Source organism: Hymenobacter antarcticus (genome assembly GCF_039539545.1).
In the GTDB taxonomy this organism is placed as follows: Bacteria; Bacteroidota; Bacteroidia; order Cytophagales; family Hymenobacteraceae; genus Hymenobacter; species Hymenobacter antarcticus.
The window spans coordinates 422056-446831 of record NZ_BAABDI010000001.1; the positions used below are offsets into that span (position 1 = coordinate 422056).

18 protein-coding genes are annotated in these 24776 nt (G+C 61.5%); 14 read left to right on the top strand and 4 right to left on the bottom strand.

The features are described from left to right. Positions 1-79: 79 nt before the first annotated feature. Positions 80-1549, bottom strand: a complete 1470-nt coding sequence (locus ABD819_RS01775; RefSeq protein WP_345120307.1) for a M16 family metallopeptidase — start codon at positions 1547-1549, stop codon at positions 80-82. A 21-nt stretch (positions 1550-1570) separates the two neighbouring features. Then, on the bottom strand, positions 1571-3013 hold the full coding sequence (locus tag ABD819_RS01780; RefSeq protein WP_345120309.1) for a M16 family metallopeptidase: 1443 nt from the start codon (positions 3011-3013) through the stop codon (positions 1571-1573). A gap of 177 nt (positions 3014-3190) precedes the next feature. On the opposite strand from ABD819_RS01780, the gene alr reads away from it, so the two are divergent. Both alr and ABD819_RS01790 read left to right on the top strand, forming a co-directional pair. After that, on the top strand, positions 3191-5812 hold the full coding sequence (gene alr / locus ABD819_RS01785; RefSeq protein ID WP_345120311.1) for an alanine racemase: 2622 nt from the start codon (positions 3191-3193) through the stop codon (positions 5810-5812). Positions 5813-6110: 298 nt separating this feature from the next. After that, complete coding sequence (locus ABD819_RS01790) at positions 6111-7529, top strand: alpha/beta hydrolase family protein (RefSeq protein ID WP_345120314.1); 1419 nt, start codon at positions 6111-6113, stop codon at positions 7527-7529. A gap of 191 nt (positions 7530-7720) precedes the next feature. On the opposite strand, the gene ABD819_RS01795 is transcribed toward ABD819_RS01790, so the two are convergent. After that, positions 7721-8620 (bottom strand): carboxypeptidase-like regulatory domain-containing protein, encoded by a 900-nt coding sequence (locus ABD819_RS01795; protein ID WP_345120317.1) that lies wholly within the window; start codon positions 8618-8620, stop codon positions 7721-7723. Positions 8621-8918: 298 nt separating this feature from the next. On the opposite strand from ABD819_RS01795, the gene ABD819_RS01800 reads away from it, so the two are divergent. Both ABD819_RS01800 and ABD819_RS01805 read left to right on the top strand, forming a co-directional pair. Beyond that, on the top strand, positions 8919-9518 hold the full coding sequence (locus tag ABD819_RS01800) for an OmpA family protein (protein WP_345120318.1): 600 nt from the start codon (positions 8919-8921) through the stop codon (positions 9516-9518). Between the two features lie 448 nt (positions 9519-9966). Further along, the gene (locus tag ABD819_RS01805) at positions 9967-11223 is read left to right on the top strand and encodes an alpha/beta hydrolase family protein (RefSeq protein WP_345120320.1); all 1257 of its coding nucleotides are present in this window, start codon (positions 9967-9969) and stop codon (positions 11221-11223) included. A 316-nt stretch (positions 11224-11539) separates the two neighbouring features. Here ABD819_RS01805 and ABD819_RS01810 read toward each other — a convergent pair whose 3' ends face one another. Next, complete coding sequence (locus ABD819_RS01810) at positions 11540-12439, bottom strand: carboxypeptidase-like regulatory domain-containing protein (protein ID WP_345120322.1); 900 nt, start codon at positions 12437-12439, stop codon at positions 11540-11542. Between the two features lie 220 nt (positions 12440-12659). Here ABD819_RS01810 and ABD819_RS01815 point away from each other — a divergent pair, with 220 nt between their 5' ends. The 10 genes from ABD819_RS01815 (at position 12660) to ABD819_RS01860 (ending at position 24553) form a co-directional block, all read left to right on the top strand. Next, complete coding sequence (locus ABD819_RS01815; RefSeq protein ID WP_345120324.1) at positions 12660-12938, top strand: FeoA family protein; 279 nt, start codon at positions 12660-12662, stop codon at positions 12936-12938. Between the two features lie 10 nt (positions 12939-12948). Then, the gene (feoB, locus tag ABD819_RS01820; RefSeq protein WP_345120326.1) at positions 12949-15117 is read left to right on the top strand and encodes a ferrous iron transport protein B; all 2169 of its coding nucleotides are present in this window, start codon (positions 12949-12951) and stop codon (positions 15115-15117) included. A gap of 232 nt (positions 15118-15349) precedes the next feature. Continuing rightward, entirely contained in the window at positions 15350-15538 is a 189-nt protein-coding gene (locus tag ABD819_RS01825; protein ID WP_345120328.1) for a hypothetical protein, read from the top strand. 203 nt (positions 15539-15741) lie between these two features. Further along, complete coding sequence (locus tag ABD819_RS01830) at positions 15742-16989, top strand: efflux RND transporter periplasmic adaptor subunit (RefSeq protein WP_345120330.1); 1248 nt, start codon at positions 15742-15744, stop codon at positions 16987-16989. A 12-nt stretch (positions 16990-17001) separates the two neighbouring features. Then, the gene (locus tag ABD819_RS01835) at positions 17002-18456 is read left to right on the top strand and encodes a TolC family protein (RefSeq protein ID WP_345120332.1); all 1455 of its coding nucleotides are present in this window, start codon (positions 17002-17004) and stop codon (positions 18454-18456) included. A gap of 273 nt (positions 18457-18729) precedes the next feature. After that, the gene (locus tag ABD819_RS01840; protein WP_345120354.1) at positions 18730-19398 is read left to right on the top strand and encodes an ABC transporter ATP-binding protein; all 669 of its coding nucleotides are present in this window, start codon (positions 18730-18732) and stop codon (positions 19396-19398) included. Between the two features lie 105 nt (positions 19399-19503). After that, the gene (locus ABD819_RS01845) at positions 19504-20763 is read left to right on the top strand and encodes an ABC transporter permease (protein WP_345120334.1); all 1260 of its coding nucleotides are present in this window, start codon (positions 19504-19506) and stop codon (positions 20761-20763) included. 69 nt (positions 20764-20832) lie between these two features. Next, entirely contained in the window at positions 20833-22032 is a 1200-nt protein-coding gene (locus ABD819_RS01850) for an ABC transporter permease (protein ID WP_345120336.1), read from the top strand. A gap of 139 nt (positions 22033-22171) precedes the next feature. Further along, entirely contained in the window at positions 22172-22876 is a 705-nt protein-coding gene (locus ABD819_RS01855) for a head GIN domain-containing protein (RefSeq protein WP_345120338.1), read from the top strand. A gap of 291 nt (positions 22877-23167) precedes the next feature. Next, positions 23168-24553, top strand: coding sequence for a sigma-54-dependent transcriptional regulator (locus ABD819_RS01860; RefSeq protein ID WP_345120340.1), 1386 nt, complete (start codon positions 23168-23170; stop codon positions 24551-24553). The last annotated feature ends 223 nt before the right edge of the window (positions 24554-24776 follow it).

The following is a 24776-nucleotide window of genomic DNA, read 5'->3' on the forward strand; positions in this document are numbered from 1 at the left end:
GCCCCTCTCCAAAAAAGACGGGTGCCTAACGATTCTCAGACAGGCTCTTCTCTTTTCTGAAGAAGGGGCCGGAGGCAGGTTACAGCGGCTTCTTGCGCTCCGCCTGAAACTTCTTCAGCTGCGGGTCAATCTGCTTTTTGTCACCCACTACCACAATGGTCATGGCTTCGGGGCGCACGTACTTGCGGGCAATTTCGCTCACCTGCTGAGGCGTGACGGCGTTGATGTTCTTGACCTGCTCCGTCAGGTAGGTTTCGGGCAGGCCGTGCAGGTCGAGGGTGTTGAGCTGGCCGATAATGCCGCTGGGCGTGGAGTTGCGGAGCACAAACATGCCGCTCTCGAAATTCTGAATACCCTTCAATTCATCGGCCGGGGGCGGGGTCTTTTGCAGCCGCTCGACTTCGTACATGATTTCGCGCAGCGAGTTGTAGGTGTCGGCGGTGGTCACGTCGGCGTTCTGGCTCCAGTTGCCGGCGCGGTAGTGGGTTTCGGTGTAGCTGTAGGGCGAGTAGGTGTAGCCCTTGTCCTCCCGGATGTTGCGGGTGATGCGCGAGCCAAACGAGCCGCCGAGCAGCGAGTTCATCACCCGCAGCCGGATAAAATCGGGGTGGCTGGGGTCCACCACCGGCAGGCCCACCACGATGGTGGACTGCGGCGCGTTGGGCCGGTCCTGGGTCAGCAGGTTGCCCCGGGTAATGGGCCTGGCCACCTCAATGAGCGGGGCCGGACCCTTGGTAAAATCCTTCCAGGCGCTGGTGATGGCCCGGCGCAGCGCCGGCGCATCAAACAGGCCCGCCGCGTACACGCTGATGCGCTGGGCCCCGTACTGGTTCTGGTAGAAGCTCTGCGCCATTTCCGGGGTCAGGGCATCAATCTGGGCATCAGTGGGCAGCGGCCGGCCGTAGGGGTGGCTGCCGTAGAGCGCCCCGGTAAACTGCTGGCGGGCCTGTACGCCGGGTTGGGCCAGCGCCAGTTTCATCTGCCGTTTCAGGTCGGCTTTGAGGCGCGGAACTTCGGACGCGGGCAGGGCCGGGTTCATCACCACCTCGGCCAGCAGCGTGGCCAGCTCCGGGGCATACTCGCTCAGGCAGGAGGCGCGGAGTGTGGTTTGGTCGGCCCCGGCCGAGATGCTGAGCGAGCCGCCCATGCGGGCCACTTTATCGGCCAGCTGGGTGGCGCTCATCGTGGCGGTGCCTTCCTGCAGCAGGCGGGCCAGCAGGTCGGCCAGGGCCACTTCATTGGCGGCCTCGTGCACGTTGCCGGCCTGAATGGCCACCATCATCGTCACCTTGGGCACCTGGCCGTAGGGCACCAGCCGGGCCCGCAGGCCATTTTCGAGGGTGAATTCTTCCTTGGCGGGCAGCGTGAAGTCGCGTGGGGTGCCGCCTTCGGGCGCGGCCACCTTGGCAGCGGCCGGGGCCTTGGCAACTCCAGCGGCGCGGGTAGTAGGTTTCTGAGCGGGTTTTGCGGGGGCTTTTTGCGCTGCCGCTCCCGGCGCGGCCGTGGCAACCAGGGCGGCGCTGAGCAGCCCGATAAGTAGCTTGTTCATGGCGAAAACAGGAGGGAAGGACTAGCCTTTGGCCAGCGGGTTGACGGTGATAATGGTGCGGTTGCCGGGCCGCAGGTATTCCTTAATAGTACGCTGCATCAGCTCCGGCGTCACCTTGCGAAACTCGCTTTCGAGGCGGTTGATGCGGGTCGGGTCGTTATCGAACAGGGCAAACGCGGCCAGCAAATCGGCCCGCCCGAAATTGTCGGACCCGCTCACCTGGTCGTAGAACGCGGAGCGGATTTTCACCATCGCCAAATCCAGCGTGGCCTGGTCGATACCGTTCTGGGCCAGCCGGTTAATCTCCCGGTCCAGCACGCGCACCACCGAATCGGCCTGCACGCTGGGGTCGTAAATCAGGCTGCCCATCCACAGCATCGGGCCGTTGTAGTTGAACTGGTTGCCCAGGTCCGCGTTGATGCCGCCGCTCACGCCATCGGAGTAGCCGCGCTGCTGCACCAGGGCTTGGTAGAGGCGGCTGTCGTTGCCTTGCAGCAGAATCTGGTCGAGCAGGATGAGGGCATAATACTCCGGCGTGTTGCGGTCGGGCATGTGGTAGGCGAAGGCCAGCGCCGGCTTGGTGGCCAGCTTATCGTCCTGGCTGAAACGCTGCTCCTGCTCCTGGCGGGGCTCCGTGAGGTCGGGCTTAGGCGGCTGCGGGGCGCTGGGAATGGTGCCGTAGTATTTCAGCACCCAGGCCCTGGCCTCGGCGGGCTCGAAGTCGCCCACCACGGCCAGCACGGCATTATTGGGCGCGTAGTAGGTTTTGAAAAACGACCTGGCATCGGTCAGGTTGGCCGCGTCGAGGTCCTTCAGGTCGCCGTAGAAATTGTGGGCGTTGTTCCAGTTTTTGTTGGCCTTCATGGGCATGTCAATCCACGGAAAGCTGCCGTAGGGCTGATTGAGCACATTCACGCGCACCTCGCTTTTCACCACGCCCTGCTGGTTGGTCAGGTTGCTTTGGTTGATGGCCAGCCCGCGCATCCGGTCGGCTTCGGCCCACAGAATGGTTTCGAGCTTGTGGGCCGGCACCACCTCGTAGTAGTTCGTGAAATCAAACCGCGTCGAGCCGTTCAGCGCCCCGCCGTTCTTCTGAATCAGCCCGATAAACTCGTTCTTGCCCAGGTTCTGCGAACCCTGAAACATCAGGTGCTCAAACAAATGCGCGAATCCCGTGCGGTTGCGTGGCTCCGTCCGGAAGCCCACCGCGTAGTACGCCGCCACCGTGGCCGTGGGCGTGGTGTGGTCGGGCGAGAGCACCACCCGCAGCCCGTTGGGCAGGGTGTAGTATTCCACCGGAATCTGAAAAGCCGGCCCGGCCGGGGCCGCCGAGGGCGCCGCCGTGGCCACCGGCGCGGCTGGCGCGGTCATCACCGCCGTGGTTTTGGGGCTGCACGCGCTCAGGGCCAGCGCCACGGCCGGTACCCACGGCAGCGCGCCGTGCCGAAATGTTGATAGTCTCATAGGTCAAGAAGAGTGAGGTGAGAGATAGTGCGTTCGATTTACGAATAAATAGCCAAAACACAGGTAGTGACGAGGTTTGATTTGAAAACGGGCTCCTGAGCGCTTCAGGTGCCGCCGTTTTTCCGGCGGTGGCCGGGCCCCCGTCGGCCCCGTTTTTTGCCGGACCTTTGCGCCATCATGCCGCTCCCCCAGTTCCTGACGCTCCCGGCCCTGTTGGCCGGCCACCTGCTGCAAGCCCCCGCCGAGGCCACGGCCGAAGTCCGCCACCTGCTGCTCGACAGCCGCCGGGTGGGCCTGCCCACCGGGGCCGTATTCTTCGCCCTGCGCGGCCCCAGCCACGACGGCCACCGCTACCTGCCCGACCTCTACGCCCAGGGCGTGCGGCTGTTTGTTATCGAAGAAGGAGCGGCCCTGCCCGGCGGCCTGGCCGCTTACCCCGAAGCGGGCCTGCTGGTGGTAGCCCGCCCGCTGGCGGCGCTGCAAACCCTGGCGGCGGCCCACCGCGCCGGGTTCGCGGGGCCAGTGCTGGCCATCACCGGTTCCAACGGCAAAACCATCGTGAAAGAGTGGCTGGCCCAGCTGCTCAGCCCCGACGAGGATATCTGCCGCTCGCCGCGCTCCTACAACTCGCAGGTGGGCGTGCCGCTCAGCGTGTGGGAGTTAAATCCCGAGCGCCATACCCTGGGTATTTTCGAGGCCGGCATTTCGGAAGTAGGGGAGATGGCCCGCCTGGCAGCGGTTATCCGGCCCACGGAGGGGATTTTCACTATGCTGGGCACCGCACACGATGCCGGCTTTGCGTCGGCCGAAGAAAAGCTGCTGGAGAAGCTTCGGCTATTCGCGGGGCCGCAGTTTCAGCGCCTGTTCTATTGCGTCGACCAGCCGCTGGTGCGCGCCGTCGTAGCCACCCGGCAGCTGCCCGCCTTTGCCTGGACGCGCCAACCCGAGCAGCCCGCCGATATCCTTTTTACCACCGAATCAGCTCCCACCAACTACACCCGCCTGCGTGCCGACTACGCCGCCACGGGCCTCACCGCTGATTTCACTCTGCCCTTTGCCGATGAGCCGTCGGTTGAAAACGCCCTGCATTGCCTCGCCGTGCTGCTGCACCGGCAGGTGGAGCCCGCCGAGATTCAGCGCCGGCTGGCCCGCCTGCACCCGGTGGCCATGCGCCTCGAAATGAAGCTCGGCCGCCACGGTTCCTACCTCCTCGACGACACCTATAACAACGACCTCGCCGGCCTGGCCCTGGCCCTCAACGCCCTGGCCCGCCAGAGCCGCCCCGGCCGCCGCACCCTCATTCTGAGCGACGTGCTGGAATCGGGCCTGAGCGGAGCCGACCTCTATGCCCGCGTAGCCGCCCTGCTGCCCGCCGCCGGGGTGAGCCGCGTAGTGGGCATCGGGGAGGAGATTTCCAGGGAATTAAAAATTAAAAATTATGAATTAAAAATTGAGACGGAAGAGACTCCAGGAACCCCCGGCACTCCCACTGACCCGGACTCATTTTTAACTTTCAATTCTCGATTTTTAATTCAAACCTTCCCCACTACCGAGGCCTTTCTCGCCCAGCTCAGCCCCGCCGATTTCGCCCACGAAACCATCCTTATCAAAGGAGCACGCCGCTTCGGGTTCGAGCGCATCGTGGCCGCGCTCCAGGCCCAGCAGCACGGCACCGTGCTCGAAGTCAACCTCGACGCCCTCAGCCACAACCTGCAGCACTACCGCCGCCAGCTGCGCCCCGGCACTCGGCTCATGGTGATGGTGAAGGCCTTCGCCTACGGCGCGGGCTCCTACGAAGTAGCCAGCCTGCTCGAATTTCAGCGCGCCGACTACCTCGCCGTGGCCTACGCCGACGAAGGCGTGGCCCTGCGCGAAGCCGGCATCAGCCTGCCCATTATGGTGATGAACGCGGCCCCGGATTCGTTCGACACCCTGCGGCGCTACCGGCTGGAACCCGAAATCTATTCCTTCGAAATGCTGCACGAGTACCTGGCGACGTTTGATTCGCCCGAGGCTGCTCCACTTCTTCAGCAGCCCCTTCCCGCGCCCAAAATCCACCTCAAGCTCGATACCGGCATGCGCCGCCTCGGCTTCGACGAAGCCGACTTACCCGCCTTGGTCAAGCTGCTCCGTGAGCACGCCGCCCACTTGTCCGTAGCCAGTATTATGACGCACCTGGCCGCCGCCGACGACTCTGCCCACGACGATTTCACCCAGGAGCAGCTGGCAGCCTTCCGCCGCATGGCCGCCACGTTGGAAGAGGCATTAGGGCACTCCGTGCTCAAGCACGCTCTCAATTCGGCGGGCATCCTGCGCTTCCCGGACGCGCAGTTCGACATGGTGCGCCTCGGCATCGGCCTCTACGGCGTCGATGCCAGCAACACCGCCGAGCCCGCCGCCCTGCGGCCGGTGAGCCAGCTGCGCACCACCATCTCCCAGATAAAAACCCTGCCCGCCGGCCACACCGTGGGCTACGGCCGCCGCGGCACCGCCACCACCGGCGAGCGCCGCATTGCCACCCTGGCCATTGGCTACGCCGACGGCTACGACCGGCGCTTCGGCAACGGCGCGGGCACCGTACTCATTCACGGGCAGGCGGCTCCGCTGGTGGGCTCGGTGTGCATGGATATGTGCATGGCCGATGTTACCAACATTCCCCAGGCCCGGGCGGGCGACGTGGCCTTGGTGTTCGGCGAGGGCCTGCCGCTGCCGGAACTAGCTAGCCGCATTGGTACCATTGCCTACGAGCTGCTCACCAACGTGAGCGAGCGGGTGAAGCGCGTATTTGTGAGTGAATAAGTATGCCTGGGACGCTGCATCTCAGCACCCGCTACTGCCGATGGGTTGCAGCGTAACCTCAACCTCAATTAGCAAGACCTGCTGATAAGCTGAACGGCGAAGTTTCGTTTGCGTCTGTAATTTGATTGAATGAGGCTGGGGTTTGATTGTTGCGGAAGGTGTTTTTTTATTTAATTGTCGGCACGCCTAATGTTGGCAAGGTATTTATTTTGCTACTTTACAGTTGGCCCACTATCTCCCGAATAACTTTGGGGCAAATTGGTGCCGCATGAATCCTTTATTCTGTATAAAAATCAACATGTTTCGTTCTTTTATTCTGCTTAGTGGAATGGTCGCTTGCCTCACGCTGCCCGGTGCCGCGTGGGCCAGTTTGCAGCAGCAGCCCGTCGTTTCGGCCGCCGCCGATACGCCCGCGCCGACCCTCGATGGCCTTTGGAAAGGCCAGTTGAAAGTGCCCGGGGGCCAGCTCGAAGTTATTTTCCGGCTGCAAAAACTGGCCGGTGGCGAGTATTTCAGCTCCCTCGATGTGCCGCTGCAAAAGGTGAGCCGCATGAACGTGAAAGCCGAAGTGAAGGGCGACACCGTGCGCCTGTTTGCCGAGGAAGCGGCCACCCGCTTCGTGGGCCGCGTATCGGCCGATGCCAAGCAGATAAGCGGCATCTGGCAAGCGCAGGGCTTCAAAGCGCCCCTGGTGCTCAACTTCAGCCCCGTGCAGGCCATGACGGCCAAGAACGTGCGCCTCACGCCTCCATACCGCGAGGAAGAAGCCACCTTCAGCAACCTCACCGTGAATGCCCGCCTCAGCGGTACGCTCACGGTGCCTGCCGGTGCGGGGCCCTTCCCGGCCGTGGTGCTCATCAGCGACAGCGGCCCGCAGGACCGTGACGGCACCGTGGGCGACTTTGCTACACTGGGCCTGCTGGCCGATTACCTCACCCGCCGCGGAGTGGCCGTGCTGCGCTTCGACGACCGCGGCGTGGGCAAGTCGGGCGGTACGCCCGCCCTCACCACCGTCGACCTGGTGAGTGATGCCCAGGCCGGCCTGAACTACCTGCGCACCCGTCCCGAAATCGACCTCTCGCACCTGGGCCTTATCGGGCATGGCGAGGGCGGCAACGTGGCCCTGCTGGCCGCCGCGCAGCCGCTGCCCCCGGCTTTCGTGGTAACTCTGGCTGCCTACGGCCTGCCGGGGCGCGACATCGTGGTGCAGCAGCAAGCCACCACGCTCCGCACGCTGGGCACCGAAACGGCGCAGATTGAAGCCGCCACCAAGCGCCAGCTGGCCATGCTCGAAATCATTCGGCAGACGACCGACAACGCGCAGGCCCAGGCCATTGTGGCCAACATGCTGAAGCAGAACAACGCCGCCATCGACAACGTCACCGCCCAGTCGAGTGCCGCCGAAATGACCTCGCCTCACTACCGGTACTTCCTGGCGTTCAATCCCATCGAAAAGCTCACGGGGGTTAATTGCCCGGTACTGCTGCTCAACGGTACCTCCGACCTCACCATCAACGCCGACGCCAACCTCAACACGCTGGCCAAGGGCCTGAAACTGAACAAGAACGTGACGGTGAAAAAGATTGCCGGCGCGAATCACCTCTTTCAGCCCGACCCCACCAAGTGGCCCATCGTGAACGGCCAGCAGCAGCCCAACTTCTCGCCCGAGGCCCAGGATATTATTCGGGAATGGATTGTGGCCCAGACCAAAAAATAGGACCACAGATTACGCGGATTTACAGATTGAGTAAGATGCAAACGGTGCAGGTAACGCCCCTGTCCGTGGACCAGTATTCAATAGCATAGCCAATAAAAAAGGGTCCAGCTTAACGGCTGGACCCTTTTTTTATAACCGGCTTTGCGCCGCCCGCATCTTACTCAATCCATAAATCCGCGTAATCTGCGGTCCTATTTTATCATATCTACCTCGGCCTTAATCATGGCGTTGTAGCGACGGCCCTGGCTGTTGGCCAGCGTGAGCAGGTTCCAGCCCTTGCCGATGGTGTAGCTCCAGGTGCGGCTTTCCTTAAACTCGAAGGTGGGACGCATAATCTGGCCGTAGGGCGTGTAGTTGTCCATGAAGTTGGTGGTGTAGAACTTGTCGCCCCCCACAATCCACTCCATGGCCACGAAGAAGCCTTCCTCCGGGGCAGCAATGTTGTAGGTGCTCAGGTCGATGGTGTACCAGTCGCCGCCGCGGGCGGCCGATACCACCACGTTTTCGGTGAGCAGGTCGGTGTTGGGGGCGTTGTAGTTGCCATCGGCTTTGTAAATCCGCACGCGGAAAGGCTCGCGGGGGAAGCCGTTCTCGCCGATGTAGAAGGACACCGTGCGCACGTTGCCGAGCTTTTTCTGCTTCTCGTTCTTCACGAAGAAGGCGTACTGGCTGCCGGGCAGGCCCTGAATCATGCCTTCGCCGGGGCTGTTGGAGTTTGAGCCCAGCTCGAGGTTCTTCACCTTGCCACCTTTCACCACGAAGCCGCCCAGCTCAATCACGCGCTTCTTCAGCTCCACGATGAGGTCTTCGGTACTGCCGCGCTTGATGAAAATAGCGCTGCGCTCGTAGCCCAGCGTCATCACGATAAGAGAATCCTGGCTGGTTTTTTCCAGGCCGGCCAACTGGAAATAACCGTATTCGTTGGTGAGGGCCCCCGTGCCTTCTTCGCGCAAGGCAATAGAAGCAAACGGTACGGGGTCCTTGGTCTTAGCGTCTACTATACGGCCCGTAATGCGGTTTTCCTGCGCCTGGATGAGTGCCGGGAACAGCAACAGAATAGCCAGCGCGAGAAAAGGTATGCGTTTTATCATCGCCAAAATAATTATAAATGGATGGTAGACTGGCAAATTTACAAATTCTGATTCACTCGCATAGCATTATCGGGTAAGGATGACCTGCTATATGTGGTTTAATTGTTTCTTTTTGCCCGCCACGCAACGGGCGTGAGTCAAATATATTGCCAGCACAACCAATTTCAACCTATGTAGCGGTCTAATTGCTGGCTGAGTCCGAAAAAATAATAAGGCAAAAAAATTAACATAGCTCGAACAAATCCGTAACGGAGGTGCGCCATCACCTTTCAACTGGCCTTTCTTACTCCTCTTAACTATGAAAAACTCCATTCTTTCCGCTTTTGCAGCAGTAGCCTTACTGGCAAGCTGCGAAACCAAGCGCTCTGAAACCAAAGACCAGCTTGCCGAAGCCGGCCAGGATACGGCCGTGATGGCCCGCGATAGCCGCTCGGCGGCGGCTATGGCTGCCGGTGACAGCTGGGACATGACCAAAGCCAAGCTAAGCGACGTTAAATTTAAAGAAATCACGTCGTCCGGTATCACCGTGCGCGGCGACAGCGCCTATAACGTGTACAGCATTGAAGAGAAAGTGCTGTTCGATACCGACAAAGCCGAAGTTAAGCCCGGTGCCGCGGAGGCGCTACAGCAAATCACGGGCTCTATTGGGCAGCGCTACGCCACCAGCCAAGTGCGGGTGATGGGCTTTGCTGATTCGCGCGGTGACAAAAGCTACAACCGCGAGCTGAGTGAAAAACGGGCCGAGGCCGTGAAAAGCTACTTAGTGAGCACGGGCAAAATCGAGGCGGCCCGCGTGAGCGTGGAGCCCATGGGCGAAGCCATGCCCGTGGCTACGAATGCTACCGTTGCCGGCCGGCAGGAAAACCGCCGCGTAGAAATCGCGGTTCGTACCAGGTAATAAGCTGACTATTGAGGAGAATCTCTGATTTCCGGCAAAAACCCCGCGCAACTAGATGTGTGGGGTTTTTTGTTGGAAATCTCGTAAAGTTCTTAAGCGGCAGGTCGTGTTTTTATAGCCAAGTATATTGTTTAACTGAAAATAAATAAAATAATCATCATATATTTGACATGCCTTCTGCCTGGCCTCGACAGTTGAACCTGAAGGGGTAGCTCTATCAGTCTACTATATACGATTTGCTACCGTTACCTTTCGGGTTCCGTAGATGGATTTCAGCTATTACACAATGAAAAGGCATTTGATTTGGGCTGCTATGTGGCTGTGCGTGCCGGGGGCTCAAACTGCTCGGGCCACAACTTGCACATCGGCCGCGGAAACCCTGCCATTGGGCGGATTGTGGAAGGGGAAATTACCCGTCTTGGGTGGGCAATTGGATGTAACGATTAGCATGGTGGCCCTTTCGGGGGGCGGCTATTTTGCGGCCCTCGACGTACCAGCGCAGAAAGTGAGCCGCATGATGACGGAAGTGACCGTGCGCGGCGACTCGGTACTGCTGTGGATGCCGGCCGCCGGAAGCCGCTACGCGGCCCACTTCGATGCTGCCAAGCGCGAAATGACGGGCACCTGGACGCAGGCCGGCGTGCGCTCGGCCTTGCGCCTGCAGCACTCGCCTATGCCCACCACCGGTAGTGCCGGCACGCGCCTGGCTCCGCCTTATCGGGAAGAGGATGTGGTGTTTAGTAATCCGGTTTCGCGGTTCAGCCTGGGCGGTACCCTGACTGTGCCCCCCGGCAAAGGGCCGTTTCCGGCAGTGCTGATGGTGAGCGACCTTGGCGCGCAGGACCGCGACGGGACGGTGGACGGCGGCTACCATTTGCTGGGCGCACTGGCCGACTACCTCACCCGGCGGGGTGTGGCCGTGCTGCGCTACGATGACCGGGGCGTGGGCCAGTCGGGAGGCAGTACCACTACCGCCACCACCGAAATGCTGGTGACGGACGTGCAGGCCGGGCTGAATTTTCTGCGCTCCCGGCTGGAAATTAACATTGGGCGGATTGGCGTGGTGGGGCACGGAGAGGGGGCCAACGTGGCCCTGCTGACCGCGGGCCAGCCCCTGCCGCCGGCTTTTGTAGTCTCGCTGGCTGGCTACGGCCTCACGGGAGCCCAAACGCTGCTGCAGCAGCAGGTAGCGCAGCAGCGCGCCAGGAAAGTGGACCCCGTGACCGTGCAGGCCGCTTACGAACGGCAGCGCACGATGTACGACATCATTCGGCTGACCAATCCGTCGCAGGCGAAAGCCATTGTGAGCAACATGCTGCGCCAGGACCAGCCCGACCTTACCCCGGAGCAGGCCCAGGCCGCCGCCGCTACGCTCCTCACACCCTCGCGCCGCTATTTCCTGGCCTTCGACCCGGTGGCTGACCTCGACCAGGTGCGCTGCCCGGTGCTGTTGCTCAATGGTACCGACGATGTGGAGGCCCCCGCCGACCTGCACCTCACCGCCCTGGAGAAGGAACTGAAAAGCGCTAATCACAATACCACGGCCAAGCGCCTGCCCGGCGTCAACCACTTGTTTCAACCCGTCAAAACCGAGTGGGTACTGATGAATGGCGAAATGAAGCCCGTGTTTTCGCCGGTCGCGCAGGAGGTTATTCGGGAGTGGATTGCCAGTCTGGACGTTAAGAAGCCCGACTCTAAAAAGTAAGCGCCCGCGGGCCGTTTAGCAATATTTGCCGGGCGAATCAGCGACACAGAAAAGGCCCTGACTTTGAAGAGACTTGTCCTTACCCAAATCTGGGGTCGTTGCTCCGGTCTGACCGCCCCAGGCGGTCAGACCGGTTATCGAGTGGCCGAAATTGGTGGTTCTTCAACCGGTCAGACCGCCTAGGGCGGTCAGACCGGACCGTTCAACCTGCGCCAGGCGGTAGCCGGATAAATTTGAGCAGAAAAGGCCCTGACTTTTCAATGTCAGGGCCTTTTCTGCTCAGCGAAACCACGGTTAGTCCGCGGCAATCCGTGATTTATTTAATCATATCCACTTCGGCCTTAATCATGGCGTTGTAGCGCAGGCCCTGGCTGTTGGCAGCGGTAATAAGGCTCCAGCCCTTGCCGATGGAGTAGTTCCAGGTGCGGCTTTCCTTGAACTCGAAGGTGGGGCGCATAATCTGGCCGTAGGGCGTGTAGTCGTCCATGAAGTTGGTGGCGAAGAATTTATCACCACTCACGACCCATTCCATGGCCACGAAGAAGCCTTCTTCCGGGGCCACGATGTTGTAGGGCGTGAGGTCGACGGTGTACCACTGGCCGCCCTGCGGGGCCGATACGACCACGTTTTCGGTGAGCAGGTCGGTATTCGGGGCATTGTAGTTGCCATCGGCTTTATAGAGCCGCACGCGGAAGGGCTCGCGCGGGAAGCCGTTTTCGCCGATGTAGAAAGACACCGTGCGCACACTGCCGAGGCGCTTATTCTTGTCGTTCTTCACGAAGAAGGCGTACTGGCTGCCGGGCAGGCCCTGAATCATGCCTTCGCCGGGGTTGTCGGTGCGGGAGCCCAGGCCCAGGTTTTTTACCTTGCCGGCCTTCACCACCACGTTGCCGAGCTCGACGGCCCGTTTGGGCACTTCGATGATGAGGTTGGTCACGTTTATGCCGCGTTTCACCAGCACTGCCCGGCGAGCGTAGCCCAGCGCCACCACGATGAGCGAGTCGGCGGTGTTCTGCGAGGGAGCCGGCACGCTAAATACACCGTGCTCATTACTGAGGGCTCCTATCTGCTCGTTTTTCAGGCCGATGGAGGTGAAGGGTAGGGGTTCTTTCGTGTCTTTATCCACAATAACCCCTTTCACCTGAAACTGCTGGGCCCAGCTACAGGTTGCAGTGACGAATAAGAATAGTGCAATAAAAAGTAGGCGTGTATACATAGCGAGTCAGGTAGAGCGAACAAAATTACAAATGAGGCGCTGAAAGTTATTGGAAAAATTTAGGAGATGCAATCTTGATAAAAAACAATACCGATGGATTAGGGGGCTCGTCTTTGGCAGAATGTGCGCAGTGGGGGTTTAATGAGGAAGCGCGCCGTAAAAAGATTTCAACGATGTACCTTTGTTTATATTCTTTCTAAATAAGCACATCCCCTTCGCCGTGGCTTTTTTCCGCCGTTCCTCGCAAGTTACTGTTGTTGGTGCTACCGTCCGGCGCACCGCCAAAGACCTGCGCCTGGGCGAAACGGGCACCATCTGTTGTCTGGAAGACCCGGAGATGGCGCTTAAGCTGCTGGAAATGGGCTGTGTGCCGGGCGTGCAGGTGCGCCTGAGCGGCCGCGCCCCCCTCGGCGACCCGCTGATGCTGGTGCTGGGCGACCAGGAATACACGCTGTCGGTGCGGGCCAGTGAGGCGGCCACTATTTTGCTAAAAGAATAGACGACAAGGCATGGCGGATACAGCAAGCAATGCAGTGAGTGCGGCGGCAATGGCCCCGCAGGCCGGTTCTCCGGCCGAGTCCCGGCCCTTGCGCATTGCCCTGATTGGTAACCCTAACAGCGGCAAAACCTCCTTATTTAATCAACTTACCGGCCTCAACCAGAAGGTGGGCAACTTCCCGGGCGTGACCGTGGACCGCAAGTCGGGCTTCGCGCAGCTAACGGCTACCCAACGGGCCGAAATAGTGGACCTGCCGGGTACCTACTCACTCTATCCTAAAAGCCTGGACGAGAAGGTGATAACCGACCTGCTCTACGACCGGGCCGCCGCCAGCTACCCCGATTTCGTGGTGGTGACGGTGGATGCTAACAACCTGCGCCGCAGCCTGCTGCTGTTTACGCAGCTCGGCGACCTGGGCCTGCCGGCCGTGCTGGCCCTCAACATGATGGACGTGGCCGAGCGCCACGGGGTGAAAATCGATTTGCCGGCGCTGGAGCGGGAGCTGGGCGTGCCCATTATCCCGATGAATGCCCGCAACGGCAGTGGGGTGGCGGCCCTGAAAATCGTGATGGCGAAACGGCTCGCCGCGCCGCCCGTGCGCTTCTGGGCTCCCGATGAGCAGGTGCTGCCGCTGGTACGAAAAATCGGCGACCAGTTCGACTTGCACAACGACTACCTGGCGCTGCACTACGCCCAGCAGTACCGTCAAATCAGCTTTCTGAGCGCGGACGATAAAACGCACATTCAGGAGCTGGCGCAGCAGGCGGGCTTTGATGCCACGGCGGCGCAGGCGGCCGAAACCATTGGCCGCTACGCCCGCATCAACGAAATTCTGCTGGAGACCGTGACGGTGACGCGCACGGAGAAGCGCGAGCCCATCAGCAACCGGATTGACAAGGTGCTGACCCACCGCGTGGGCGGCTACCTGATTTTTCTGGGAATTCTGTTCACGCTTTTCCAGGCCGTTTTTGCCTGGGCCCAGTATCCCATGGACTGGATTGACCAGGGGATTTCGGCGCTGAGCGCAGCCATTCAGGCCAACTTTTCGGGGCCGCTGGTGCGGCTGCTCACCGAGGGCGTGCTGGCCGGACTGGGCGGCGTGCTCATATTCATTCCGCAGATTGCCTTGCTGTTTGGCTTCCTGGCCATCCTAGAGGAAACCGGCTACATGGCCCGCGTCACCTTCCTGATGGACAAGCTGATGCGGCCATTCGGGCTGAGCGGCAAGAGCGTGGTGCCGATGATTTCGGGCCTGGCCTGCGCGGTGCCGGCCATCATGGGCGCGCGCACGATTGAGAGCTGGAAAGACCGGATGATTACGATTTTCGTGACCCCGCTCATGTCCTGCTCGGCGCGCATTCCGGTGTACACGGTGCTGGTGGCGCTGGTGGTGCCCGACCGCGCCGCCTGGGGTATTTTCAACCTGCGCGGCGTGGCGCTGATGGGCTTGTATCTGCTGGGGCTGTTCTCGGCCCTGGGCTCGGCCTGGGTGCTGAAAAAAGTGCTGAAGGCCCGCGAGCGGAGCTACTTCATCATGGAATTTCCGGTGTACCAGTGGCCGCGCTGGAAAAACGTGGGCCTGACGATTTATCAGAAAGTGCGGGCCTTTGTGTTGCAGGCCGGTAAGGTGATTATCGCCATTTCGGTGCTGCTGTGGGTGCTGGCCAGCTACGGGCCGGGCCAAAAGCAGGAAACGGCGGAAGCGCAGGTTCGGCAGCAAGCCGCCGCGCGGGGCTGGGACGCACCGGAGCTCAGCCGCCAGGTGGCTTCGGCCCGGCTCGAAAGCTCCTATGCCGGCACCTTCGGCCACCTCATCGAGCCGGCCATCCGGCCGCTGGGCTACGACTGGAAAATCGGCATCGCGCTGCTCACCTCGTTTGCGGCGCGGGAGGTGTTCGTGGGCACCATTTCCACCATCTATAGCGTGGGGCAGGATGCCGACATGGGCACGCTGCAACAAAAGCTGCGGGCCGAAAAAGACGAGAACGGGCAGCCGTTCTTCACGCCGGCGCGGGCGTTTTCGCTGCTGGTGTTCTACGTATTTGCCATGCAGTGCATGAGCACGCTGGCCGTGACCTACCGCGAAACCAAGAGCTGGAAGTGGCCGCTGGGCCAGCTGTTTTACATGACGGGCCTGGCGTATGTGGCGGCGTTTGTAGTGTATCAGGTGTTGGCGTAAGCTGTCGGTGTCGGGCGGGGCGGGGCTCCCATCGGCTGGGTTAAGGCGGTTTCCAAGTCCATGTACAGAGTTAAAAGTTGAGAGTTAAAAGTTAAAAATCAGACGTATTGGGTTTTAACTTTTAACTCTCAACTTTTAACTGTTTTCAAAAATGCACACTGACTCTGAAACTGCTATAAGGCGCAGCCTTGGCCAACTTTTACCACGTAACTGAGTTCGGCTATAAATAGCCATGGCCAAGCGCAACTCCCCCAACGATGTCAAGGAAATCGACGACCTCAACCGGCTCGGCGAAATTGTGGTGGACAAGCGTAACAGCAAGCGGGCTGATGCGAAGAAAAGCCGGCGCAACCGCCACTACGACAAGCAGTTTATCAAGGCGGCGCTGAAGGATAATCTGTACGGCGATAGTGAGGTGTAGGGCGTTTTTGGGGTTGGTTTGGGTTTTTTCGATGGAAGATGGGGCAGTAACTGTCCGGTTAAGAAGCGGGTGTTCGGAAGTGGACATATTTTAGGAGGCTTAGTGCGGAATTATTTTGCAATAATTGCTGAAAATCAATTGGTTGTGTAAATGGCACGGGCCTTGGCAATAGGTGTAGGAACCTCCCTTCTTTCTGCACAAAAATGGACAGAGCCATTGCCACTTCCACGCAAAACCAACGACGGCGCCGTCGCTGGCTCCTGACGGCCGCCGCCGTGGTGCTGGCCCTGGGAGCCGTGCTGGCCTTCCGCACGGTGCTAAAGCCCAGCCTGCGCCGCGCCGACATCCTGACCGCCACCGTGGAAACCGGCGATGTGGAAGCGTCGCTAACGGCCGCCGGTACCATTATTCCGGGTCGGGAGGCGGTGATTACCAGTCCCATTCAAAGCACCATCAGCCGGGTGGCGGTGGCGGTGGGGGCGCGGGTTAAGCCGGGCGAAACCATTCTGGAGTTGGACAAGGAGCTGGCAAATTCGACGCTGGCCAAGCTCGACGACGAGCAGCTGCGCAACCAGAACAAGAACTCGCAGCTGCAAGTGAACCTGGAGCGCAGCCTGACCGATTTGCGGGCCCAGGCCCAGGTGCAGGCCGTGAAAGTGCGCAGTCTGCAATCGGCACTGCGCGACGAGCAGCAGCTGCTGACAATTGGTGGCGGCACCGCCGAGAACGTTCGGCAGGCAGAGCTGAACCTGACCGTGGCGCGGCTGGAAACGGCACGGCTCACGCGCCAGATTCAGACCCAGCAGCGCTCCAACGCGGCCGATGTGCGGGAGCTGGGCTACACGGTTTCGATGCAGCAGCGCAGCATTTCGGAGCTGGCCAGCAAGCTGCGGCAGGCTAATATCAGCAGCCAGCAGCCCGGCGTGCTGACGTGGGTGAACGAGAACATCGGCACCACGGTGCAGGCCGGCGACGCCCTGGCGCGAGTGGCCGACCTGAGCAGCTTTCGGGTGCGGGCCACGATTTCGGACAGCTACGCCGATGCCCTGCACCAGGGCGACCCGGTGAACGTGCGCATCAACGGCACCGACCTGCGCGGGACGGTGGCCAGCATCAGCCCGGCCGTGGACAAGGGAGTGGTCACGTTCTACGCCCAGCTCGACAACCCCCACCACCCGGCCCTGCGGGCCAACCTGCGGGCCGACGTATTTGTGATAACCCGCGCCCACCGCGGCGTGCTACGCGTGAAAAATGGCCCGTTTTACCAGGGCGGCAAGGAGCAGCCGGTGTTTGTGCTGACGGAGGGGCGGGCCGTGCGCCGCATGGTGCGCTTCGGCGACAGCAACTTCGATTTCGTGCAAATCACCGGTGGGCTGCGGGCGGGGGAGTCGATTATCGTGTCGGATATGAAGGCGCACCTGGACACGCCGGAGCTGACCATCAACAACTAAGCGAAACGGACCATGAAACTTCGCTTCTTTCTGCTTCTTTCGCTGCTGGGGTCGCTGCGGCAGCCGGTGGCCGCTCAAGCGCCCGCTCTCACGCTGGCTGAGGTTATCACCCAGACGCTCAATCACTCGGCCGCCGGGCAGCAGGCCGTTACCAACCGTGAAACCGGCTATTGGGCCTGGCGCGGCTACCAGGCCAACTACCGGCCGCAGCTGGGCCTGCAAGGGACGCTGCCCAACTTCAGCCGCGTGATTACGCCCGTGGTGCAGCCCGACGGCACCACCGATTTCCGGGCCGTGCGCATCAACAATTCCAACGCGGCCCTGACCCTGAGCCAGAACATCGGGTGGAGCGGGGCGCAGGTGTTTGTGGGGGCCGAAGTGCAGCGGTTCGATGATTTCAACGGCAACCTCAAACGGTATAATAACCAGCCCTTAACATTGGGAATTACCCAGCCCCTGGGCCAGTTCAACGGCCTGAGATGGGCCCGGGCCATTGAGCCGCTGCGCTATCAGGAAAGCAGCCGCACCTACGTGGAAGAGCGCGAAACCCTGGCCCAGCGCGTCACGGAGCTGTATTTTGATGTATTGCTGCAACAGGTGAACGCCGCCGTGGCCGGCCAGAATGCTCAGGCCACTGCCGAATTGCTGCGCATTGGCCGCGAGCGGTTTGCCCTCGGGCGGCTCTCGCAAAGCGACTTATTGCAACTGGAGTTGAACCTGCTCGATGCCCGCCAGGCCCAGAACCAGGCCCGGCTCGACGCTGAAAGCGCCGGCCTGACCCTGCAAGCCTACACCGGCCAGCCCGTCACCGAGGGGGCTGCGGCGCTGGCCGTGCCCGCGCCCGCGCCGCAGCCGCCCGTGGCCCCGGCCCAGGCGTTGGCCGAGGCCCGCCAGCACCGCAGTACCACCTTGGCTTTTCGCCGCCGACTGCTGCTGGCCGAGCGCGACGTGGCCCAGGCGCGGGGCACCACCGGGTTTCAGGCCACGCTCACGGCCAATCTGGGCTACGTGAATCAGGCCCCCAACCTCGTCGATACGTATGCTAATCTGCAAAACCAGCAGCAGGTGCGCCTGGCCTTCGGGCTGCCGCTCGTGGACTGGGGCCGCCGCCAGGCCATCGTGAAAACCGCCGAGCTCGCCCGCGACCAAACCCGCCACGACGTAGCCCAGGAAACCCGCGGCTTCGAGCAACAGGTACTGACCCAAGCCGCCCAGCAACCCGCCCTGGCCGAGCAGATTCAGCTGGCCAGCCGGGTCGACTCGCTGGCCCAGCGCCGCTACGACATTGCCCGCGCCACCTACCTGCTGGGCCGCATCAGCCTCACCGATTTGAGCCTCGCCTCCATGGCCAAGGACGGGGCGCGGCGCGGCTACATCTTCGCCCTGCGCGCCGGCTGGGTGGCCTACTACCGCCTCCGGGCGCTGACTTTGTACGACTTTGAACGACAAACTCCCCTCCTCAGATGAGGAGGGGATGTTCGAGCCGCAGGCTCGGACGGGGGTGGTTGAACTCGTTGAACGACACCCGCACGATATTTCCAGACGCTTCGCCAACCAACCGTTCAACGCCCACAACCACCCCCGTTCGCGCTGAAGCGCGAACATCGCCTCCTTGGTAAGGAGGGGAGTTTTAACCGTCGATTTCTCACCTTTCTGCTCATGGAAAATATGCTTGCCAACTCTCCTGAAACCCGTATGCAGCCGGCCGCGCCGCTGAACGGGCACGCCACTGCCACGCCGGTGCTGCGTCTCACCGACATCGAGAAAATATACCAGACCAAAACCATCGAAACCGTGGCCCTGAACCGCGTGAACATGACCATCAACCGGGGCGAGTTTGTGTCCATCATGGGCCCGAGTGGCTGCGGCAAATCGACGCTGCTGAGCCTGATGGGTTTGCTCGATGAGCCCACTAGCGGCACGATTGAGGTGGATGGCCGGCCCGTAACATCCTACTCCGACCGGGAGCTGGCCGGACTGCGCAACCTCAAAATCGGCTTCGTTTTCCAGAGCTACCACCTGATAAACGACCTCGCCGTACTCGACAACGTGGAGCTGCCGTTGCTCTACCGGCCCGGCCTGAGCGGCAAGGAGCGCCGCCAGCGCGCCCTCAATGCCCTGGACAAAGTGGGATTGAGCGCCCGCACCACGCACTTCCCCAGCCAGCTTTCGGGCGGGCAGCGGCAGCGGGTGGCCATCGCGCGGGCCCTGGTGGGCAGCCCGGAAATTATTCTGGCCGATGAGCCGACCGGCAACCTCGATTCGGTGATGGGGGAGGAGATAATGGAGCTGCTGCTGGGCCTGAACCGGGAGGAGGGCGTGACCATCGTGATGGTGACTCACGACGAGCACCAGGCGCTGAAAACCCAGCGCGTGGTTCGCTTCTTCGACGGCAGCCAGGTCGGGTAAATCAATTAAAAATTAAAAATGAAGAATTAAAAATAAGCCTGGCGGACGATTCCGAACACGCTTATAGTGACCTCATTTTTAATTCATAATTTTTAATTCAAAACCATGCTTCTTTCTTACCTGAAAATTGCCTGGAAGGTACTCTTGCGGCGCAAGTTCTTTACCTTCATTTCCTTGTTCGGCATCAGCTTCACGCTGATGATTATGCTGGTCGTGATGGCCTTCGTGAACCACGTGAGTGGCGGGCACGCCCCAGAAAAGCGCATCGACCAGATGCTGTTTGTGAATTTGCTGCACCAGCAACACCGCGACGGCGGGAACATGAATGCGCCCATGAGTGCCGACTTCATCGACCGCTATGTGCGCACCATGAAGACGCCGGCCATGGTGGGCCTCACGTCGATGACTTCCTCGGCCACTTCCTTTGCCAACAACGAGAGCCTGACCCTGGACGTGCGCTATACCGACGGCAATTACTGGAAAGTCACGGACTTCAATTTCCTCGACGGACGCGCTTTTACGGCCCAGGAAGTGGGCCAGGCCGACCGGGTGTGCGTTATCAACGAGCACACGGCGCGGGCTTTTTTCGGTACTACGCAGGGCGTGAGTGGGCGCGACATCGAAATTGGGGTGCACCGCTACCGGATTACGGGCGTGGTACCCGACGTGCCGGTTATTCGCATCTACAGCAGCGCCGATGTGTGGGTGCCCTACACCCTGAGTACCAGCTATTCAAAGGCCGCCAAGCTGGATGGTGAATTCATGGCCATCCTGCTGGCTGCCGACAGCAAGCAGGTGCCAGCCATGCGGGCCGAATTTGCCCAGGTGATGCGCCGCGTGGAGATACCCGACCCCAAGCTGGTCAAGACGCTGCATTGCCACGCCGACCCGGCCCTGGCCAGCATTACGCGCCAAATTACCGGCCACACGGACACCGAGGACGACGGCATGGGCATCTTCCTGCTCGGCTGCTCGGTGCTGGGCCTGCTCTTCATGCTGCTGCCCGCCCTGAACCTGGTGAACCTGAACGTGACCCGCATCATGGAACGAGCCAGTGAAATTGGGGTGCGCAAGGCCTTCGGCGCTTCGGGCGGCACGCTGGTGGCGCAGTTTCTGGTCGAAAACGTGGTGCTGGCGGTGCTGGGCGGCCTGCTAGGCCTGGGGCTGGCCGCGGGCGCACTGCAGCTGCTCAACGACAGCCACTTCATCGCCTACTCGCAGTTCAGCCTCAGCTGGTGGGCCTTTGGCTGGGGCATGGTGCTGGCCCTGGTGTTTGGGCTGATGAGCGGCGTGTACCCGGCCTGGAAGATGTCGCGCCTCAACCCCGTGGATGCCCTGCGCGGCAGCGGCGGCGGGCCGCAGTAGGGGCCTAGGTTTCTGCTTTGCTACCTGCGCACGCTCTTTATTCCTTCCTCACTATATATCACCGCACCCATGCTACGCCACTTCTTTCGCTTAATCTGGAACCGCAAGCGTTCCAGCATGCTGCTGCTTTCCGAAATCTTCTTCTCGTTTGTAGTCCTCTTCGGGGTGGCCACTTTGCTCTTCAACTTCGGCCGCAACTACGTGGCGCCGTTTGGCTTCAACCACGACAACGTCTGGCGGCTCAGCCTCGCGGCCGGGCAGGGCGACAAGATGCCGCGCGCGCAGCTCGACGACGTGTTGCGGCAGGTACGGGCCCTGCCGGGCGTGCAGGACGTGTCGCTCACCAGCTTCAACACGCCTTTTCGCTTTGTCACAATGAATGACGATTTTGCCCGTGGCGACAAGAAGCTGGGCCAGGTAGACCGCTACGATGCCGACGACCACTACGGCCCGTTGTATGGCCTGAAGCTGCGGGAAGGCCGGTGGTTTAACGCCAGCGACGATGCTGCCACGCGTCCGCTGGCGGTAATCAGCCAGGACACCCGCGAAGCGCTGTTTGGTCCCGACGAGCCCGCGGTCGGCAAAATTTTCCGGGCCGACCACCGGTCTGGTAGCGACGAGCCCAAAGAATACCAGGTGGTGGGCGTGGTAGACAAGGTGCGCATGAGCGGCGACTTTGCGGCCGCTACGCCGTCGGTGTGGGAGCGTTTTGCACCGCACGATACCACCAGCCGGGAAAGTGCCACCATGCTGGTGCGCGTGGCGCCGGGGCAGGGTGCCCCCTTGCAGCAGCGCATGGTGCGCACCATCGCCAGCCTCACCCGCCAGTCGAGCACGCAGGTGTATGCGCTGGAACAAGACCGGCTTGACAAGCTGAAGCCCACGCTGGCCCCGCTGGCGGCCCTGGGCCTGATTGCCGTTTTTCTGGTAGTAAACGTGGCGCTGGGCCTGTTTGGCGTGCTCTGGTACAACATCAGCCAGCGCCGCACGGAAATCGGGCTGCGCCGGGCCCTGGGCGCTACGGGCCCGGCCATCAGCTGGCAGTTTCTGGCCGAAATGCTCATCCTCACCACGCTGGGCGTGCTGGCCGGGGCGCTGGTGGCTGCCCAGTTTCCGCTGCTCAGTGCCTTCGATGTGGCCCCAGAAGTGTATGTGATGGCGATGTTACTGGCTACAGCGGTAATTTTCGTGCTCACGGCAGTGTGCGCCTGGCAGCCGAGCCGGCTGGCGGCGGGCATTCATCCGGCCGTGGCGCTGCGTGAGGAATAGCGCCCCTGGTCGCCAACTATTTTTTCGCCGCGCGGTAACGAATAGCTGCCTCGTCTGGTAACCCGGGCAACCCACTGCCGCGGAAGTGCATCAGGCACTTCAGATACCTTTTTTTCTTCTCACCTTTTTTGCAACCGTTATGAAAAACCTCACTGCTCTCGCCCTCCTTTGGCTCCTGGCCCTGGTACCCGCCCTGGCCCAAACCGCCCCTCAACTCCGCGCCGTGGCCAGCTTTAATGCCGTGGAAGTCGGCAATGGCATTGAGCTGCGCCTAACATCCGGCCAGACCCAGCGCGTGGAAGCCAGCGCCGATACCCCCGAACTGCTGGCCCGCATCAAAACCGAAGTGCGCGACGGCGTCCTGAAAATAACCTTCGACCGCGAAATGGGGGATTTCTGGAGCAAGAAAGTGAGCACCCGCAACCTGCGCGTGAACGTGACGGCGGCCGGGCTCACGGGCCTGCAAGCCAACAGCGGTGCCAGCGTAGAAGTAGTCGGCACCTACGCCACCGACAACCTGACGCTGGGCGTATCGTCGGGGGCCACGCTCCGGGCCGAGTTCATGGCCAACATCCTGCAAGCCAGCGTGAGCAGCGGCGGGGTAGCCACGGTGACCGGCAAAATCCAGCGCCTCGACGTGCAGGCTTCCAGCGGCGGCGTGTTCAAGGGCGGCGACCTGCAAGCCAAAGCCTGCGACGCCTCGGCCTCCAGCGGCGGCACCGTGGCCGTGGCGGTGCAGGAGTCGCTCACCGCCAATGCTTCCAGCGGCGGCGATGTACGCTACAGCGGCTCGCCGCAGGTAACCAAGCGCACCAGCAGCGGCGGCAGCGTGAAGAGCCGCTAGTCGGCTTGCTGGTGGTAAAAACCACCATACAGAACAGTCATGCCGAGCTTGCCGAAGCATCTCTACCGCGTAAGTAACTTGATTACAGATGTTACGCGCCACCTTGATTGCTTGCTTGGAAAAGGTCTTTGCTGAAGCAGCTAAAGTCTCTTTCTGAAGCATAGGCCCAATCAGTGCGTAACATCAGTTGATTACTATTGCGGTAGAGATGCTTCGGCAAGCTCAGCATGGCGTGCTGTAATTTTCAAGCACCAAGCACCAAGCACCAAGCACCACGCACCAAAAATCAGCATGTTTCTTATCGTTGATGACGACCTCGCCATCCGCACCTCGCTTCAGCTGCTGCTGAAGCAGGCCGGCTACCCCGCGCAGGCCGTGGCCACCCCCGCCGAAGCGCTGGCCGCCGTGCGCGAAGCCACCCCGCGCCTCGTGCTGCTGGACATGAACTACTCCCTGGCCACCTGCGGGGCCGACGGCCTGGCCCTGCTGGCGCAAGTGCGGGCCCTGGCCCCGCAGGTGCCCGTTATTCTCATCACCGGTTGGGGCTCCATCGAGTTGGCCGTGGCCGGCATGAAAGCCGGGGCCGCCGAGTTCGTGACCAAGCCCTGGCACAACGACCACCTGCTCCAGACCATCGAAACAGTGCTGGCCCTGCACGAAACCGCCACGCCCGAGCTCCAGGAAACCCCAGCCGCCAGCCGCCGCCAACTCGACCAGCAGTTCCAGCTAGCCGACATCATCGGCCAGGATGCGCAGCTGCTGCACGTATTGCGCCAGGTAGGCCAAGTGGCCGCCACCGATGCCGCCGTGCTCATCGAGGGTGAAAGCGGCACCGGCAAGGAACTCATTGCCGAGGCCATTCACCGCAACAGCCGCCGGGCCCGCCAGCCTTTTGTGAAGGTGAACCTGGGCGGCATATCCAGCAGCTTGTTTGAAAGCGAGATGTTTGGGCACCGCCGCGGCGCGTTCACCGATGCCAAAACCGACCGCGTGGGTCGCTTCGAGCTGGCCAACGGCGGCACCATTTTCCTCGACGAAATCGGGGAGCTGGAGCTGGCCAGCCAGGTGAAGCTGCTGCGCGTGCTGCAGGACCGCACCTACGAAGTGCTGGGCGATTCGAAGCCCCGCCGACTCGACATTCGCGTCATCGCCGCCACCAACCGCAACCTAGCCGAGATGGTGGCCCAGGGCCGTTTCCGCGAAGACTTGTTCTACCGCATCAACCTGATTTCGGTGCGCCTGCCCGCCCTGCGCGAGCGCCCCGCCGATATTCCGCTGCTCACCCAGCACTTTATCGCGCAGCTGCGCGCCACCTACCAGCGCCCCGCCCTCAAAGTGGGCACCCGTGCCCTGCACTGGCTACGCGAACAGCCCTTGCCCGGCAACATCCGCGAGCTGAAAAACCTGGTGGAGCGCGCCGTGCTCGTCAGCGGCCAGGAGGAGCTGGGCCCCGAGGATTTCCAGGCCAACGCGGTTCACTCACCCACTCCCACATTCGCTCATTCACCATTGCCATCCCCCGGCACCATGACCCTCGAAGAGCTGGAAGCCCAGATGATTCGGCAAAGCCTGACGCACTACGACGGCAACATCAGCCGCGTAGCCAAGTCGTTGGGACTGAGCCGGGGCGCATTATACAGAAGGCTGGAAAAGCACGGGATTCCCTTTGATGCGTAGTCGCCCTGTCTGACCGCCCTGGGCGGTCCGACCGGTTGAAGCAAGAACAACACGCGGCTGATGTCGCTCCCACGACAACCGGTCAGACCGCCTAGATGTATAGTCCCGGAGGATAGTGGGGTACCTTTACCGCCTGCTTACCGAACGAATTTATGGGAAAATTACCACACGGGTGCGCCCGCACAACGCCGGCAACTCGGCGCCTTATCCAGCAAAGTACAGA